The organism is Methylomonas rapida, assembly GCF_024360925.2.
GTDB classification, from domain to species: domain Bacteria; phylum Pseudomonadota; class Gammaproteobacteria; order Methylococcales; family Methylomonadaceae; genus Methylomonas; species Methylomonas rapida.
In genome coordinates this window covers 1,984,989-2,002,018 of record NZ_CP113517.1, presented here as the reverse complement: position 1 = coordinate 2,002,018, position 17,030 = coordinate 1,984,989, and the positions used below count along the sequence as shown (strand labels likewise).

The 17,030-nt window shown below is 54.2% G+C and carries 14 protein-coding genes; 11 read left to right on the top strand and 3 right to left on the bottom strand.

Annotated elements, in window-relative coordinates; all coding sequences use genetic code 11:
* The first annotated feature begins 110 nt into the window (after positions 1-110).
* The 11 genes from NM686_RS09400 (at position 111) to NM686_RS09350 (ending at position 10,161) form a co-directional block, all read left to right on the top strand.
* On the top strand, positions 111-359 hold the full coding sequence (locus NM686_RS09400) for a hypothetical protein (RefSeq protein ID WP_255187622.1): 249 nt from the start codon (positions 111-113) through the stop codon (positions 357-359).
* A gap of 115 nt (positions 360-474) precedes the next feature.
* Positions 475-1,377, top strand: a complete 903-nt coding sequence (locus NM686_RS09395) for an EAL domain-containing protein (RefSeq protein ID WP_255187621.1) — start codon at positions 475-477, stop codon at positions 1,375-1,377.
* Between the two features lie 73 nt (positions 1,378-1,450).
* Positions 1,451-1,951 (top strand): Cif family virulence factor, encoded by a 501-nt coding sequence (locus NM686_RS09390; RefSeq protein ID WP_255187620.1) that lies wholly within the window; start codon positions 1,451-1,453, stop codon positions 1,949-1,951.
* Between the two features lie 97 nt (positions 1,952-2,048).
* Positions 2,049-2,990 carry a cysteine synthase A gene (gene cysK / locus NM686_RS09385; protein WP_255187619.1) on the top strand — a complete coding sequence of 314 codons (942 nt, stop codon included), beginning with the start codon at positions 2,049-2,051 and terminating at the stop codon, positions 2,988-2,990.
* 169 nt (positions 2,991-3,159) lie between these two features.
* A complete protein-coding gene (locus NM686_RS09380; RefSeq protein ID WP_255187618.1) occupies positions 3,160-3,351 on the top strand; it encodes a YezD family protein in 192 nt (63 codons plus the stop codon).
* Positions 3,352-3,453: 102 nt separating this feature from the next.
* A complete protein-coding gene (locus NM686_RS09375) occupies positions 3,454-5,049 on the top strand; it encodes an alginate export family protein (RefSeq protein ID WP_255187617.1) in 1,596 nt (531 codons plus the stop codon).
* A gap of 151 nt (positions 5,050-5,200) precedes the next feature.
* Positions 5,201-6,205 (top strand): sulfate ABC transporter substrate-binding protein, encoded by a 1,005-nt coding sequence (locus NM686_RS09370; RefSeq protein ID WP_255187616.1) that lies wholly within the window; start codon positions 5,201-5,203, stop codon positions 6,203-6,205.
* A 223-nt stretch (positions 6,206-6,428) separates the two neighbouring features.
* On the top strand, positions 6,429-7,256 hold the full coding sequence (cysT, locus tag NM686_RS09365; protein WP_255187615.1) for a sulfate ABC transporter permease subunit CysT: 828 nt from the start codon (positions 6,429-6,431) through the stop codon (positions 7,254-7,256).
* Positions 7,257-7,265: 9 nt separating this feature from the next.
* On the top strand, positions 7,266-8,153 hold the full coding sequence (cysW, locus tag NM686_RS09360; RefSeq protein WP_255187614.1) for a sulfate ABC transporter permease subunit CysW: 888 nt from the start codon (positions 7,266-7,268) through the stop codon (positions 8,151-8,153).
* A gap of 23 nt (positions 8,154-8,176) precedes the next feature.
* A complete protein-coding gene (locus NM686_RS09355; protein WP_255187613.1) occupies positions 8,177-9,220 on the top strand; it encodes a sulfate/molybdate ABC transporter ATP-binding protein in 1,044 nt (347 codons plus the stop codon).
* Positions 9,221-9,249: 29 nt separating this feature from the next.
* Complete coding sequence (locus NM686_RS09350; protein WP_255187612.1) at positions 9,250-10,161, top strand: LysR substrate-binding domain-containing protein; 912 nt, start codon at positions 9,250-9,252, stop codon at positions 10,159-10,161.
* Between the two features lie 234 nt (positions 10,162-10,395).
* Here the strand turns inward: NM686_RS09350 and NM686_RS09345 are convergent, their stop codons facing one another.
* The 3 genes from NM686_RS09345 to NM686_RS09335 form a co-directional block, all read right to left on the bottom strand.
* Positions 10,396-11,874 carry an efflux transporter outer membrane subunit gene (locus tag NM686_RS09345; RefSeq protein WP_255187611.1) on the bottom strand — a complete coding sequence of 493 codons (1,479 nt, stop codon included), beginning with the start codon at positions 11,872-11,874 and terminating at the stop codon, positions 10,396-10,398.
* Positions 11,875-12,117: 243 nt separating this feature from the next.
* The gene (locus tag NM686_RS09340; RefSeq protein ID WP_255187610.1) at positions 12,118-13,326 is read right to left on the bottom strand and encodes an efflux RND transporter periplasmic adaptor subunit; all 1,209 of its coding nucleotides are present in this window, start codon (positions 13,324-13,326) and stop codon (positions 12,118-12,120) included.
* On the bottom strand, positions 13,323-16,511 hold the full coding sequence (locus tag NM686_RS09335; protein ID WP_255187609.1) for an efflux RND transporter permease subunit: 3,189 nt from the start codon (positions 16,509-16,511) through the stop codon (positions 13,323-13,325). The genes NM686_RS09340 and NM686_RS09335 overlap by 4 nt, the downstream gene beginning before the upstream one ends.
* Positions 16,512-17,030 lie beyond the last annotated feature (519 nt).

Genomic DNA, 17,030 nt, shown 5'->3' with positions numbered 1-17,030 from the left:
CGAATTCATCCGCACTGCGCGAATGAATCCGCACCTACACCGAATACTTGCATAGATTATTTCATGTTCATTACTTAGCGGCTGGCTGGACATAACGCGACGACCCGGCCTTGAAGCAACTGACAGGCATTATGCGCGGCGCTGATACATTTCGACCGGATTTAACACCGCAATCATCCGGCTTGCCAGCCTTCTCCCTTGGGCTATCCCAGGTCTTTCAAAACGATTTGGAAATGTTGTTTGATGTTGAAAGCAGATCATCAGGTCAGCAAAGCGTTCCAGGGCCGGCGCCACTCACCCTGCCCTCTCAAAATATTTCCATCAGTATGCTGGCCGCTAAACCTTCATGGGTTCAATAGCGGCCTCAATCTATATTCATAAATTAGATTATCAAATCGAATAATAACGTTTTAATTGTATTTAAAAACTCGGTAATCTGTCATCCGTCAACAAGATTACCACGAAGGAATAGCGATGATTACAAGCACCTTAGAAACAATCAGAGCGGAACTCGAAAACGTGCTTTATCTGAACCTGGATGACCTCAGGCTGGAAACAGAAGATGATGAAGTGCTGAGCCGTTTTATCGGATTACGCTTAAACAGCGAATTTCAACCTATTTTCGACACCAGCACGCCCGACGGCCTTCTGGGCTACGAAGCGCTACTAAGACCCTCGACCGGCATAGAGGCCGTCACCCCGAGTTTTGCCTTCAGCGTCGCCGACAGTGAAGGCAAGCTAGTGAAGCTGGACCGCGTGGCCCGCACACTGCACATGCTGAACTATCTGACATTACCGGAAAAACGCGGCTTGCTGTTTTTGAACGTACACCCGAAATTGCTGACCAGCGTTTCGGCACATGGCAAAGTGTTCGAAACGATTTTGCATAGGCATTCGGTGCCGACGCGGCAAGTCGTGATCGAGATCAGCGAAACGCAAGTACAGTCTAACTCGGGTCTGCGCGAAGCCATCGACAACTATCGCGATTGCGGTTATCAAATCGCCATCGATGATTTCGGCAGTCAACATTCCAGTCTGGACCGGCTCTGGCGCCTATCGCCGCATTTCGTCAAATTTGATTTGGCGTTGATCAAGCAGGCCGAACGCGACAGCCGCTTGCGTCGGGCGCTGCCTAAGCTGATCGACGTTGTGCATGCCTTTGGCGCGCAAACCATCATCGAAGGCATTGAAAACGAAATCCAGCTGGACATCGCCCTGGATGCCGGCGCCCAACTGCTGCAGGGTTACCATTTGGGCAGGCCGGCATCGGCGCGTCATTGGCGGCAGCCGCCCGCGCCGCGCATCGTAAATGGCTTGATGCCGGGTGCGCCGCATCACTTCGGCAGTTTTAGCCTGCCGGCACAATGCGGCATGTAATCTAAATCATCCGCAGGACATTACTCCCGATCTGGAGACCTTATGAAATTCTGAGCCCAACCAGGAGCTTGTCATGATTGGCCATAAGCAAAACCCTTCGAATCCGAAACTCTACATTCGCTGGCTAGGCACTCTACTCTTTGTCTGCGGCTATGAGATGAGCATGCCAGCTTGCGCCGATGAAGCGCGTCGAATTGCCGCGAACCATGCCGAAAATTGGAATGAGTCGCTACGAAACGGCAAAATCGACGAAGTAATGGCTTTATACAGCGGACTGAGATCAACCGTAATTGCACCGGGCGGACTCATCGCAGGTTCCTGTTCGGAGATCGAGGCGTTTTGGCGCCCCTACCTAACAGTACAAAAAGTCCGCGCGCGTCTTGAATTGCTGAGCGCCCACTTCAATCCCTATGCTGGCGGCGAGCAAAAAGACGTGATCATCGCCCGTTACCAAGTGCACACTGATGAAACAAACCCAAGCCCCTTGAGCTCCTCCGCTCTTGGTCACCTGGACGCCATTTTGAAACAGGAAACCAACGGCCAGTGGAAAACCCAATTGCAACAATGGTTTTGATAGACATTTCACCTCCTCCAAAAAGCTTATCCCGCCGCGTGGCGGGATTTTTTTCATCAAGCAATGAAATGCATTTCTGAATGGATTTAGGCAAGTCATGTGGCACCGCGACAACAGCTATTCGATAGGCCAAACCCCTTTGGTCAGACTCAATCGGATTTCCAAGGGGTTAAAAGCCACCATCCTGGGTAAAGTGGAAGCACGCAATCCTTCTTATTCGGTCAAATGCCGAGTCGGCGCGGCATTGATTTGGGACGCCGAACGCCGCGGCCTGATCCATTCCGAAACGGTCTTACTGGAAGCCACCAGCGGCAATTCCGGCATTGCGCTGGCGGCCATCGCGGCGGCACGGGGGTTATCCGTGACGTTGACGATGCCCGACAACATGAGTCAAGAGCGGCAAAGTTTGGTGAAAGCTTACGGAGCGCGATTGATATTGACCGATGGCCGACTCGACATGTCCGGCGCCATAGCCAAGGCAAAAGCATTGACTATGGAAGACCCAGATCGTTATCTGTTGCTGGAGCAATTCAGCAATCCCGCCAATCCGGCCATTCATCGCCAGACCACCGGCCCGGAAATCTGGCGCGATACCCAAGGCAACATCGATATCTTCATTGCCGGTGTCGGCACGGGTGGAACCCTGACAGGCGTCAGCCGCTACTTGAAACAGGATTGCGGCCATAGGCTGTTGTCAGTCGCGGTCGAACCCGCGAGCAACCCGGTACTGACCCAGCATTTCGCGGACTTGCCAATAACAGCCAAGCCGCACGCCATTCAAGGCATTGGCGCCGGCTTTGTTCCGGCCAACCTGGACTTGAGTCTGGTCGATGCCATCGCAACGGTCGAGGATGAAGAAGCCAGCGAAATGGCCCGCCGCCTGGCGAAGGAAGAAGGCATTTTAGCCGGCATATCCAGCGGCGCGGCCGTGGCGGCCGCACTGCGATATGCAAGCCATGAAGCGTACCTTGGCAAAACCATCGTCGTAGTTTTGCCCGATTCGGGTGAACGATATTTAAGTTCCGAACTATTTACCTGACGCCTCAACCGTCGCAAATCGACATATTGGATACCCTTATCGCTACTCGGCATATTGAATTTTTCGACATACCTATGAAAAATTAACGTTTTCCTCGATTCACAGTTTTTTATATCCTACTTACATCAATTTTATGCAATCGAAATAAATTTTTTAAGAGGATTTTTGCATGTCTATAGAAATGGGAATCGATGAGAATTTGTCGAAACAAGATATTGCCCGGCATATTATTACAATCCTAGACAATATTCGCTTTGGGTCGCTGGAAATCGTGGTTCACGACGGACGTGTCGTGCAAATAGACAAGCATGAAAAATTCAGAATAAAAAGTTCCGATAAACTCATTTGCTCGCAAAAGTAAAACTCGAAACACCCATATATTGACTTGGCATAACTGACCGGACGGCCGGAAGTTATCGTGATTAAAAACCAAATTGCCTTAATTTCCACTCTCAGGCCTATTATGAAACATGCTTTAAAACTAAATAAGCGCAAACTTGTCATTGCATTAACCATATTCCCGCAGCTTGCACAAGCCGAGGATTATTATCGCCCCACCAAAGGCTATCGCGTCGAACCGGCCGGCGATATTCCGGCTTATGTTAGAAATGCCAGCAAAACGCAATTCGAGCAATTGCGCGATCTCGAATGGCTGGATTTAGGCCTGGATTTTCGGACTCGCTACGAATACCGCGAAAATGATTTGCGCAACTGGACCGATACCTCGAGCGGCATCGCCAATCAAAACAGCTACCGCGGTGAACCGGACAATCTTTGGTTATTACGTACCCGTGCTTATATCGGCATAAAAGATATTCTGGACCCCTTGCGCTTCGCGGTCGAAATGGAAGACGCCCGCAGCTATAACGGCAATTACGAACGCAGCGACGCTGACGTCAATGAATTCGAACTGATTCAGGCTTACGGCGAGTTGTATTTCGATAACGCCTTGGGTCATAACCGCCCGATCAGCATCAGGGCCGGACGCCAGCATTTGGAGTTGTTGGACCGTCGTTTGGTCGGTAACAACGAATTCCGCAACACCACCAACAACTTCGAAGGCTATCGAGTCCGATTTGGCAAGAAGCAAAATAACTGGGACTTGGACACCTTTGTTTTCCAGCCGGTCGAGCGTTACAAATACGACTTCGACCAACCCGATGAAGATACCTGGTTTTACGGCGCGGTATTCAGTTGGCGGCAGTGGTCGGATTACATCACCATCCAGCCTTATTTTCTGGGCCGCAGCACCAATGGCGATCCCTACAATACCGCCAATTTGAAGGCCCAAAAAGCAGTCTATGACCGGGAAATCTATGCACCCGGCTTGAGAATCTACGGCCTATTCGGCGATAGCGGCTTCGATTTCGACGCCGACATCAACAAACAATTCGGCCGCTATGGCGATCGTGACCCCCAAAACGCGGCCCATTTGGTGAACGGCAAAACCGTGCGCGTGGTGGACGATTCCGGCGTGACTCGCACCTTGCGTGAACAGAAAGAGCTACAGCATGACGCCCTGGCGTACTCGTTGGAAGTCGGTTACACCTTCGATCACGATTGGAAACCCAGAGCCAGCGTGTATTACGGTTACGGTACCGGCGACAAGAGTAACGCCGACGGCATCAACCAACGCTTCGATGCCTTTTATGGATTTAACCAGCCTTGGTCGCGCAACGATTATTTCTCCTGGGATAACGTGCATGCACCGAAAGCACGGCTGGAGTTCGCACCCTATCAGGATGCCAGGGTCGACCTGGGCTATAACGCTTACTGGCTGGAAAGCGAAACCGGCGGCTGGAACCGCGCCCGCTTGACGGACCCCACCGGCCAAAGCGGCAGTTTCCTGGGCCACGAGTTCGACATCCGCCTGCGCCACAAGCTCAATCCTTATGTGGATTGGAGCCTAAGTTACGCCCACTTCGAGCCGGGCGACTATACCACTTCGTTTGACAAGGGTAATACCGCCGCCGGACCATTCACCTCGGAAGCCGGCAATTTCCTCTATTTCGAAGTCTCGCTGAACGCCTTCGGCGACGGTAAACCCAAATACAAGTAATGCAGCAGGCCGGCTGAGCAGAACAGCCGGCTCGACATTGCCTTACATCTTTATATCTAATTATTAGATGATGCATTCAAAAATTATCATTTTTAAAGCCCGCAATCACCCCGTACGATAGCGACAAATTTATTTAAACAGGAGCCGACCCATGACAGCAAAAACCTCGCTGAAGACCTTGTTAGCAGCACTGGCCATATTCGCCAGCCATGCCGCATTCGCCGACCGCACCATTTTAAACGTGTCCTACGACCCGACCCGTGAGTTATACCAGGACTATAACAAAGAATTTATAAAATACTGGAAAGACAAAACCGGTGAAGATGTCAACGTGCAGCAATCCCATGGCGGCGCCGGCAAGCAAACCCGCGCCGTCATCGACGGACTGGAAGCCGACGTAGTGACCTTGGCCCTGTCTTACGACATCGATCAAATCTCGGAGAAGGCTCGCCTGTTGCCGAAAGACTGGCAAAACCGTTTACCCAACCATAGCCTGCCTTACACCTCGACCATCGTGTTCCTGGTGCGCAAGGGCAATCCCAAAGGCATCAAAAATTGGGACGATCTGGCCAAAGACGGCGTTTCAGTCATCACGCCCAATCCGAAAACCTCCGGCGGCGCCCGTTACAACTATCTGGCCGCCTGGGCCTTCGGCGAAAAAAATTACGGCAGCAAGGACGCCGCCAAGGACTTCGTCAAGAAACTGTATAAAAACGTGCCGGTACTGGATTCGGGCGCCAGAGGTTCGACGACCACCTTCATCCAGCGCGGCATCGGCGACGTACTGATTACCTGGGAAAACGAAGGCTTTCTGGCTTTGAAGGAATACGGCGCCGGCGAATATGAAATCGTGGTGCCGCCGGTCAGCATCAAGGCTGAAACGCCGGTTACCGTGATCGACAAAATCGTCGATAAAAACGGCACCCGCGATCTGGCGGAAGCCTATCTGCAATACCTGTATTCGCCGATCGGGCAAAAACTGGTGGCCAAGCATTTTTACCGTCCTTATCAGCCGGAACACGCCGATCCCGAAGACTTGAAACGCTTTCCGCAGCTGGAGTTGTTCACGGTCGATGCCCAATTCGGCGGCTGGGCCAAGGCACAAAAAGAGCATTTCGATGACAACGGTACTTTCGACCAAATCTATCAACCTTAACTGAGACAAGGGGCGCGGTTTACGCGCCCCTATCTCTCCCCAACATTGAATCGTCTCGACAGGCATTGCCGATATCCAGTGACCAAGGAAGGTCTGTGTTCCACTCGCCTCGACTGGATGCGGCAATGCCTGTCGGGATGCAGCGGGGTAAAGGTGAAGCTCACCGAAAACCCAAACGCTCAATCCAATTTTTGTAGCCATCCATTTAACGACGAACATCGCCATGCCACAAAGTCACATCATGCCCGGTTTCCGCCCCACGCTGGGCTTCACCCTGCTGTATCTGACGCTGATCGTGTTGATCCCGCTCAGCGCGCTGCTGTTGAAAACCCTGCAACTCAGCCCGGAACAATTCTGGGCCATCCTGACCAATAAACGGGTGCTGGCCTCGTTCCAAGTCAGCTTCGGCGCATCCCTGCTGGCGGCAGCGATCGCGGCCGTGTTGGGTTTTATCATCGCCTGGACGCTGGTGCGCTATCCCTTTCCCGGCAAGAAACTGTTCGACGCGATCATAGACTTGCCATTTGCCTTGCCGACCGCCGTCGCGGGTATCGTGCTGGCCACCTTGTATGAACCGAAAGGTTGGATAGGCCAATGGATCACACAGGCGTTCGGGGTACAAATCGCCTACAAACCGGCCGGCATCGTGGTGGCTTTGATCTTTATCGGCCTGCCATTCGTGGTGCGAACGATAGAACCGGTGTTGCAGGAATTCGACAGCGCGATGGAAGAAGCTGCCGCGAGTTTGGGCGCCAACCGCTGGCAGGCCTTTTTGAAAGTGATTTTGCCGAATATTCTGCCCTCGGCCATTACCGGCTTTGCCTTGGCGTTCGCCCGTAGCGTCGGCGAATACGGCTCGGTGATTTTCATCGCCGGCAACATGCCGTACGTATCGGAAGTGGTACCGCTGTTGATCATCACCAAACTGGAACAATACGACTACGCCGGCGCCACCGCCATTGGCTTGATCATGCTGCTGCTGTCGTTCCTGTTGTTGTTAATCGTCAATAGCCTGCAATGGTGGATACGCCGCCGTAGCGGTCAACTCTGAGGAAAATCCATGAATAGTTCAGCCATCACTCTCACTAGATCTGCCAAAAACATCAGTCTGAGCGACGCGCACTGGGTGCGTTTGAGCCTGACGGTCGCGACGCTGGCCATCATCGCCCTGTTTTTGATTTTGCCGCTGGCAGCCGTGTTGATCCAGGCCTTTGCCAAGGGCTGGTCGGCTTACGCCAGTAGTCTCACCCATCCCGATACCTTGGCCGCCATGCGGTTGACCTTGCTGACCGCCGCCATCACCGTGCCGCTGACCACGCTGTTCGGCGTCAGTGCGGCCTGGGCCATCGCCCGCTTCGAGTTTCGCGGCAAAAGCTTTTTGATCACGCTGATCGATTTGCCGTTTTCGGTGTCGCCGGTGATTGCCGGTTTGATTTACGTGCTGGTATTCGGCGCCCAGGGTTGGTTGGGGCCGTGGCTGTCGGAACATGACATCAAGATCGTATTCGCGGTGCCCGGCATCATCCTAGCCACACTGTTCGTGACCTTTCCGTTCGTCGCCCGAGAATTGATCCCGCTGATGCAGGAAATCGGCCACGAAGAGGAAGAAGCCGCCTTGTCCTTGGGCGCTAGCGGCTGGCAAACCTTTTTCAAGATCACCCTGCCCAATATCAAATGGGGCCTGCTGTACGGCGTGCTGCTCTGCAACGCCCGCGCCATGGGCGAATTTGGCGCGGTGTCGGTGGTATCCGGCCACATTCGCGGCCTGACCAACACACTGCCTTTGCATGTGGAAGTCAGTTACAACGAATACGACTTCGTCGGCGCCTTCGCCAGTGCCTCCGTGCTGGCCAGCCTGGCGGTCGTGACGCTGGTCGTCAAAACCGTTTTGGAATGGAAGCAGCAACAAGACCTGAAAGCAGCGCGCGCTGCCAATGCGCCCTCGTAACCCCTCAACAAGAGTATTTCGTCATGAGCATACAGTTACAGCATATCAGCAAACAATTCGGTGCCTTCAAAGCCCTGGATGACATCAATCTCGACATTCCGGAAGGCGAACTGGTTGCACTGCTGGGCCCTTCGGGCTGCGGCAAAACTACCTTGCTGCGCATCATCGCCGGCCTGGAACAGACCGATCACGGCGAAGTGTATTTGCAAGGCGATAACGTCACCGCGCAACCGGTCAAGGAGCGGCAGATTGGCTTCGTATTCCAGCATTACGCCCTATTCCGGCACATGACGGTGTTCGACAACATTGCCTTCGGCCTCAGGGTCAAGCCGCGCAAACTACGGCCCAGCGAGGCGCAAATCAAGGACAAAGTGCATTCGCTGTTGCAACTGGTGCAACTGGACTGGCTGCACGACCGTTTCCCGGATCAACTCTCCGGTGGCCAGCGCCAGCGCATCGCCTTGGCCAGAGCCCTGGCGGTGGAGCCATCGGTGTTGCTGCTGGACGAACCTTTCGGCGCGCTGGATGCCAGCGTGCGCAAGGACTTGCGCCTATGGCTGCGGCATCTGCACCAAGAACTCAACGTCACCAGCATTTTCGTCACCCATGATCAGGAAGAAGCCATGGAAGTCGCCAGCCAGATCGTGGTGTTGAATCACGGCAAGATCGAGCAGAAAGGCACGCCCAGCGAGATTTACGACCAGCCACAAAGCGATTTCGTCTCCCGCTTCATCGGCCAAACCAACATTTTTCATTTACAAAAGGAAGACAGTGCCTGGCTCGAAAGCGCCGGCATTATCGTCGACGAACCGAAGGGCATCATCGCCCATGTCCGTCCGCACAACATCAGCGTCGAAAAAGCCGCCAATCCCGCGAAATCGCCGGTGTATTTGAACGATTGGCAACACCTGGGCGGCACCATCAGACTGGAGCTCAACCGCGACGGTTATAACGGTTCGGCTACCACGATCTACGCCGAAATGCCCAATGAACAATTTCGTGACTTGGCCTTGAATAAAGGCGATCGGGTCGCTTTACGCATTAAACATGCCCATTGGTTCAACTAAAAAATGTATAAGTACAGGAATGCATCCGCATGAATTTCAATCAACTCGAATTGCTTAGGTACCTGGAAGAAACCCATTTCAATCTTTCCAAGGCTGGCGAAAAATTGAATATCGTGCAATCGGCTGCCAGCCGGCAAGTTCAGTTATTGGAGGAAGAATTAGGCGCGCCAATTCTGCTGAGGACCGGCAAAAAAATTCACGGCTTTACCCCGCTCGGTCTGCGCGTCATGGAAGAAGTCGAGCAAATCGACCTGGCGCGCAGGAATCTGCAAACGATAGCCAACGATTATCGAGATAACCGCACCGGCGCATTGCATATTGCCACCACCCATACGCAGGCTAAATATTTGCTGCCGGAACCCATCAGGAAGTTTCGCATGCAATACCCGCAGATCAAAATCTACATGGTGCAATCGTCGCCGGGCGAGATCATCGACCTGTTGCATCACCACAAAGCCGACATCGCAATTTGCACCGAAAAATTGGATGCGGACGAACGGCTGGTCATTACCCCTTGTTACGATTGGCATCATGTCGCCATCGTCCCCAAGAACCATCCTCTTACCCTCGGCGATATCGCTTTAAAACGGCTCGCTTCTTTTCCGCTGCTGACCTATTCCCCCGGCTACACCGGTTACTCCAATATCGAAAAAGCCTTTAAAGCCGCAGGACTGGAACTGGATGTTACGCTGGCGGCGGCCGATTCCGAAGTCATCAAAACTTACGTGCGCCTGGGTTTGGGGGTAGGCATCATTTCCAGTACCTGCTACGAGCCCCAAAATGACGCTGATTTGATCGCCTTGGATTTGTCGCATTTGATTGCACGCTCGCGCACCAAAATCGCCTATTTGAAGCACATGTACCTGCCCTCCTATCTGCAATATTTCATCGGTGAACTGCTGGCTCAAAGCAACCGGTCGAATCCCGAAATCGCAGCGTAAAAACGCGTTATAACAGTCAGAAAATTAATGGCCCAAAAGCCTCTTGACCAGCATCCACGCCACTTGACCGACCTGCGCGTGGATATACTGGAAACGCTATCGGCCTGTCTTGCACAATCACCCGACCGTTAGTTTTGCCGTAAAGATAATCGGCTTGCCCAGCAAGCGATTCCGACAGCGAAACCACCGACGAATCTACCTGAGCATATTCACGTCATACTCCGGTCCGAAAATTCATTCGACCGGAAAAATTAGATATTCCGTCCATTTTCGGTCTCCATCGACCTGGTCTTCTGTCGGAAGTTGTCCCTCCTGCCAACCGCCGCCGAGTGCCTTAACCAGCTGCACTGCGTTACTAAAACGCTGACCGCGCAACTGCACGGCAGCCAGGCGATTATTCAGCGCCACTGTTTGCGAAGCCAGCACGTTCAAATAGCTAATCGTTCCGGCACGATACCTATCCTGGGTCAACAGTAAGGCTTGTTCGGCTGCCGCGGCGGCCTGTTCCAACACTTGCTGCTGCTCCGCCAGCACGCGGGTTGCCGCCAGACTGTCTTCGACCTCCTGAAAGCCGTTCAGCACGGTTTGACGATAAGCCGCGACGCTGGCGTCGTAATCGGCTATCGCTTGTTTATATTGAGCGTTCAGCCTACCCCCGTCGAATATTGTCAACGCCGCCGCGGCAGGCCCCAAAGACCAATAGCGTCTGGCGGCAGTGAACAAGGTATCGGCATTAGTTGATTGAAACCCATTGGTTGCCGACAAATTGATGGTCGGAAAATAAGCCGCCTTGGCCACGCCGATTTTGGCGTTCGCGGCAGCAACGTTGCGCTCGGCCGCGGCGATATCGGGTCGCCGCTCAAGGAGTTCGGACGGTAATACGCTGGGAACGGGAGGCGGTTCGTTATCCAAACTCATCGTAGCCAAGCTGAGTTCGGAAGGGTTTTTACCGAGCAATACCGCGATAGCATGTTCCAATTTGGCGCGGTGTAAATCCACGGCCACGGCTTGCGCCCGCGCCGAATCTAATTGTGCTTGGGCCTGGGCAACGTCGTTTTTGCCGAGCATGCCGGCCTGGTAGCGGTCTTGATTGATTTTCAATGTCTTGGCAAAAGATTCCACCGTTTCATTCAGTATCTTTTTTTGCTCGTCCAAGGATTTGAGCTGGAAATAATTGTCCGCTAGTGTGGCCTGAATCGACAAGCGCAAGGCCTGCAGATTGGCTGCGCTGGCTTGAGCAATATCAATATTGCTTTCTATTTCGCGGCTTACCCTGCCCCACAAATCGGGCTCCCAGGCGATATTGACTGCCTGGTTGAACAGGTTGCGGACGCCGGCCACCGCCACATTTTGGCCGGTAGCGGCCTCAAAACGGTTAAAGCTGGCGGTTAATTTAGCGACCGGCAGCAACGATGACTGGGAAGATTGCACCCAATACTGGGCCTGCCGGTATTGCGCTTCGGCTTGCAGTACGGACTGGTTGGCGCCGGCCACCTGTGCTTCCAGCGTATCGAGCCGCGAATCACCGAATAGACGCCACCATTCCCCGTGTATCCTGTCATCGCTGGGTTGAGCTTGTTTCCATCCCTCGGCCTCCTTAAATTCGGCCGGCACCGGCATTTCTGGCCTGACATAATCGGGGCCAAGCGTGCAACCGGCTTGCAAGGCTACGGTACTTATCAGCAACCTAAAACGATTCAAACGAATATGCATACATTCATCCCATAAACATCATTTGCTCCACGAAAATCACGAACAGTATCAGAAAGTTGTTGCTCAAAAATCCGACACCTTGTGAGTGACTAAATCACGTGTCGTAACCATCTGTTTTATTTCGTATCTTTCGAGCTTTTCGTGGACTGTCTGCGGTTTTAAGGTTCATGGATAAAGCGATAATTTAAGATTGATAACGACGACGGCCATTAGCCGGCGATCAGGCCTCGCGGCGCAACAGGCTCAGTCGCGTCCGGCTTGGGCGCGTTTGTTCTGGTCTGCCTGCGCGATCACGGCTTTGACGACCTCGCCTTCCACCAATAAGTCGGAAGGATTGGCAACCAGTTTGTCGTCCAGCGAAATGCCTTCGACGATCTCGACTTCCCTGCCGAAATCACGCCCCAGCACGACCGGTTGAAAACGAATCTGCTGCTGTTCATTTACAACGACGACCTGGACGCCTTGCTGGTCAATGACCAGGGTATTAGCCGGCACGACCGGTAAAGGCTGAGCATTTGTGGCAAGCTCAATGTTCGCTTCGACGTAGGCCCCCGGTAACCATTGCCCATTACGATTGTCTAGCGTCAACTCGACTTGCAGGCTACGGGTGGCGGCATCCAGCGCCCCCGCCAGGTGCTCGACCCGCGCCAACGCCGTGGTGTCACGGCTGCCGGCCAGATGCACGGCCACCGATTGTCCCGGCTTGACTCGATCGGCATGTATTTGCGGCACCCAAATGGTAAGACGCAACGGATCGGTTTGCGTGATGGCGAACAACTCCTGATTGCCATTGCCGATCAACTGCCCCACGTCGACGGTGCGGCGACTGATGACTCCGGTGAACGGCGCCGTGACTAAGCGGTAACGCTGGATTTGTTCCAACCGTTTGACATTGGCGCTGGCAGCGGCCAGATCGGCCTCGGCCTGCTGAAATTCGCCGCGTTTTTCTTCTACCTCCTGTTCCACCAGGCTTTCGCTGTCCCGCAACGATAACCAGCGATCAAGGGTCGAGCGAGCCAGACGCAGCCGCGCTTCGGCACGTTCGCGCTCGGCGCGCGCCTGCGCCAATTCGTATTCCAGTTCAGGCACGTCAATCTCGGCCAAAACCTCGCCTTTTGTCACCCGGTCGCCAATGGTCTTATGCCAGACTTTCAGATAACCGTTGGTTCTGGCATAAAGAGGCGTTTCCAAATTTCCGCGCAGTGTCGCCGGCAATACCAACCTGTGCGATACCAGGCCGGGTCTGGCCTGAACCGTGATAACGCTGCGAGTCAGTGCGGCCGAGGTACGTTGCGCAACGGCGCGATCAGCCCGTGACATCTGGTAAACGCGCCAGCCAGCCGCTATGAGCAAGGCCAGCAACAATACCGAAAGCACATACCGGCTCAACTTGAGGGTATTACGAGTACCGTCGACGAGTGACAGATCGAAAGGAGGATGTTGCTGAGTCATGGTTGCGCGGGTTGAATCAAACTGGAAAAAGAAAGGCGACGGCGCAATTTCAGCCTATGGTGAACGGCTGCGAACACCAGGGGCACGAACAACAGCGTCGAGACTGTCGCGAACGATAAACCGCCGATCACGGCACGGCCGAGCGGTGCATTTTGCTCGCCGCCTTCGCCCCAGCCCAACGCCATCGGCAACGTGCCGGCTATCATCGCGAACGCGGTCATCAATACCGGCCGCAAGCGTGTGGCGGCCGCTTCCAATGCCGCCGTAACGGGTGGCACGCCGGCCGCCAGCCGCGTGCGCGCGAACGAAACCACCAAAATGCTGTTGGCGGTGGATACGCCCATCACCATGATGCTACCGGTCAAGGCCGGAATGCTGAGGGTGGTACCGGTCAGGAACAACAACCAGGCAACGCCGGCCAGCGCGGCCGGCAGGCCGCTGACAATGATGGCGGGATCCAGCCAGGATTGAAAATTGACCACGAGCAGCAGATATAACAACACGATGGCCACCGCCAATCCGGTTGCAAGCCCGGTGAACGACGACTCCAGGGTTTGAATCTGTCCACGCACCGCAATTTGCGCCCCCCGCGGCAAGCGTTCACGGTATTCCTCGACCAATTTTGCAATTTGTCCGGCGACGGCTCCAAGATCTCTGTCTTCCACGCTGGCGTACACGTTGAATACATTATCGGTGTTGTAATGCGTCACCGCCGCCGGCTGCACGCTACGTTTTACCGTCACCAGGTTGCCGAGCAATTGCGGTTTGCCGTTATCCTGGCCCGCTACCGGCGTGCGCATCAATATATCCAGATTATCCAGACTCAGCGGATTGCCCATCACCCCAATGTTCACGGTAAAGCCATTGTCGGGGTTTAGCCAATAAGTGGGCGTGGTCTGCATGCTGCCGCTCAAGGTCAATAACAGGCTCTGGGCAACGTTGCGCGCGGTCAGGCCCAGCTGTTGCAATTGGGTACGGTTCATTTCCAGATGCAGGGACGGCTTGTGTGGACGTTGATAGACGTGGGCATCGACGATGCCGGGAATCTGCCGCAAACGGTTGTTGAGTTCCACCACCAGCGGCAAAACAGCTTCCGGCTTGCCCCCCATGAACTGAATGTCGATCGGCGCGGGAACGCCGAAGTTCAAGGTTTGACTGACTTGATCGGCCGGATGGAAGAAAAATTCGATGCCGGGAAAACGCTCCGGCAGTCCGGCGCGCAAGCGCTTGACGTATTCCGCGCTTGGCGTTTGATGCTCGGGCCGCAGCGCGATCATGATTTCCGTATCCGCCGTTTCCACCGTGCCGCTGTTGCCGAACAAGGTATTGCGCGTGCTATAAGGCCCACCGATGATATCCAGAATATCCTGCAATTCGCTGGCCGGGATTTCCGCCCGGATCGCGTCTTCAACTTCATCGATCAGCTTGGGCATTTCTTCCAAACGGCTTCCGGACGCGGCCCGCACGTGCAAACGCAGCTGGCCGGTATCGACCGGAGGAAACAAATCCTGCCCCAGTAACGGCAGCAACGCCAAAGAGGCCAGGCAGAAAGCCAGCATGACCGCGCCGTAAGCCAGTCTTTGTTTCAGCAGATGACTGATCACAACCAAATAATGCCCGCGAAACCGCTCGAAACCGGTTTCAAAGCGCTGATGGATGCGTTGAAACACATTAACTTGCGCCGCCTGTTCCAGCCGAGGTGGCCGACGATGCTCGCGCATCACGAACATCACCAAGGTCGGCACCAAGGTTCTGGACAATATGTACGATGCCAGCATCGCGAATATGACCGCTTCCGCCATTGGCACGAACAGACTACGGGAAACCCCGGTTAGAAAGAACATCGGCATGAACACGATGCAAATACATAAGGTCGATACCAGCGCGGGCATCGCGATTTCGGCCGCCCCATCCAGTATCGCCTGCTGCGGATTTTTACCCAGCAACATCTGCCGCTCGACGTTCTCGATTTCCACCGTGGCGTCATCCACCAAAATGCCGACCGCCAGCGCCAAACCACCCATGGTCATCAAATTGATGGTTTCCCCCAACAGAAACAAGGCAATCAGCGAAACCAGAATGGACAAGGGAATCGATACCGCGATGATGCAAGTGGTACGCCAATTGCCCAAAAACAGCAACAACATGGCCGCGGTCAACGCCGCGGCGATCAAGGCCTCGTGCAACACGTTGCCGATGGCGGCCTTGACGAACAACGATTGGTCGAACATCAGGCGCATATTGATGCCTTCCGGCATCAGCTTTGATAATTCGGCGATCGATTGCCTGGCATGCGCCACGACATCCAGGGTAGAAACCCGACCCACCTTGAAAATAGATTCGATAATTCCGCGTTCGCCGTTTTGCCGGGCAATGGTGGTAGCCACTTCGGCACCGTCTCGAACCGTCGCGACATCCTTGATCAACAGGGTATTGCCATTGATCGTCTTGACCGGAATATCGCCGATGCTGGCTATATTGGCGATCGCTCCATTCAGCGTCACGTCGTATTCCGAATCACCAATCTTGATGCTACCCGTCGGTAGAATCAGATTCTGTTCGCCCATCGCGTTGACCAAATCGGCCGCGGTCAAGCCACGCGCCAGCAGTGCCGCCGGATCGATGTCGATGGCGATCTGCCGACTTTTCCCGCCATAGGGCCTGGTTACCGCCACGCCGCGCTTGGACTGCATCATGCTGCGCACGTTTTTTTCGACCAAATCATTGATTTCCGTTTCGGGCACTGTACTGCTGGAAATGCTCAATTGCGCCAGCGGCAAGTCCGCCGCCGAATACTGTATGACCTGCGGCGGATTGACGCCGGCCGGTATCGAACGATAGGCCGAGTTGGCCCCGGCCATCACCTGCGCCAATGCCGTACGGATGTCGGTGCCCGGATGAAAAAATACCTTGATGATGGCCGAACCGGCGATCGAAACCGATTCGGTGTGTTCTATGCCATCGATCAAATTCATGCTGCGTTCGACCGAACCGGCAATCCTGTAGGCGATTTCCTGAGGCGTCATGCCTCTGTAATCCCAAAGCATGGCCACGACCGGAATATCGATGTCTGGAAAGATGTCGGTCGGCATGTTCCGAACCACATAGGGAGTCGACAACAGAATCACCAAGGCTGCAACTACAAAGGTATAAGGCCGACGCAGGGCGATTTGGACTATCCACATTGGAAGGACGATTTGTTTATTAAAACTTTAAAGAGATATGTTGAGCTTATTTATTAGCGAACTTCATGCCATCAATCAAAGCAATCGAATCGGCCTGCGAATTTGGGAAGGTCCGCACCAGTCCGCCAACCAGTTATCGCGATTCGCTAGACAACATGACTTGAAAATCGGCGTAGGGCTTGCCGCCAAACTGTTGAGGGTTCAACACCTGGGCAACAGCGTTGCTGCCATAGCGACAAAACAGCCGTCGAGCAGTTCCTATTCACAGTACCAATGGAATTGGCCGGAAAAGGTTTGACGAAATCGGCAAATCAAAAACGGCCCCAGCCACTCACCGGGGCCGTCCCTGATCACCCAATGGGACCCGCACGACGCTCCCAACAAGATTGGTCGTGGTGTCATCTTGTCGGAAGGCCGTTCCCATATGCCAAAATCCTCTCGATCGCTCCCATCTCCGTCCGATCATCCTGGCAACCCTGCCTGTCTCTCCCAGAGACAAAAAACCGATGGTCAACCAGA

Coding starts and splice junctions, on each gene's coding strand:
- NM686_RS09395 (WP_255187621.1), top strand. CDS start 475: ATGATTACAAGCACCTTAGAAACAATCAGAGCGGAACTCGAAAACGTG.
- NM686_RS09390 (WP_255187620.1), top strand. CDS start 1,451: ATGATTGGCCATAAGCAAAACCCTTCGAATCCGAAACTCTACATTCGC.
- cysK (WP_255187619.1), top strand. CDS start 2,049: ATGTGGCACCGCGACAACAGCTATTCGATAGGCCAAACCCCTTTGGTC.
- NM686_RS09380 (WP_255187618.1), top strand. CDS start 3,160: ATGTCTATAGAAATGGGAATCGATGAGAATTTGTCGAAACAAGATATT.
- NM686_RS09375 (WP_255187617.1), top strand. CDS start 3,454: ATGAAACATGCTTTAAAACTAAATAAGCGCAAACTTGTCATTGCATTA.
- NM686_RS09370 (WP_255187616.1), top strand. CDS start 5,201: ATGACAGCAAAAACCTCGCTGAAGACCTTGTTAGCAGCACTGGCCATA.
- cysT (WP_255187615.1), top strand. CDS start 6,429: ATGCCACAAAGTCACATCATGCCCGGTTTCCGCCCCACGCTGGGCTTC.
- cysW (WP_255187614.1), top strand. CDS start 7,266: ATGAATAGTTCAGCCATCACTCTCACTAGATCTGCCAAAAACATCAGT.
- NM686_RS09355 (WP_255187613.1), top strand. CDS start 8,177: ATGAGCATACAGTTACAGCATATCAGCAAACAATTCGGTGCCTTCAAA.
- NM686_RS09350 (WP_255187612.1), top strand. CDS start 9,250: ATGAATTTCAATCAACTCGAATTGCTTAGGTACCTGGAAGAAACCCAT.
- NM686_RS09345 (WP_255187611.1), bottom strand. CDS start 11,874: ATGCATATTCGTTTGAATCGTTTTAGGTTGCTGATAAGTACCGTAGCC.
- NM686_RS09340 (WP_255187610.1), bottom strand. CDS start 13,326: ATGACTCAGCAACATCCTCCTTTCGATCTGTCACTCGTCGACGGTACT.
- NM686_RS09335 (WP_255187609.1), bottom strand. CDS start 16,511: ATGTGGATAGTCCAAATCGCCCTGCGTCGGCCTTATACCTTTGTAGTT.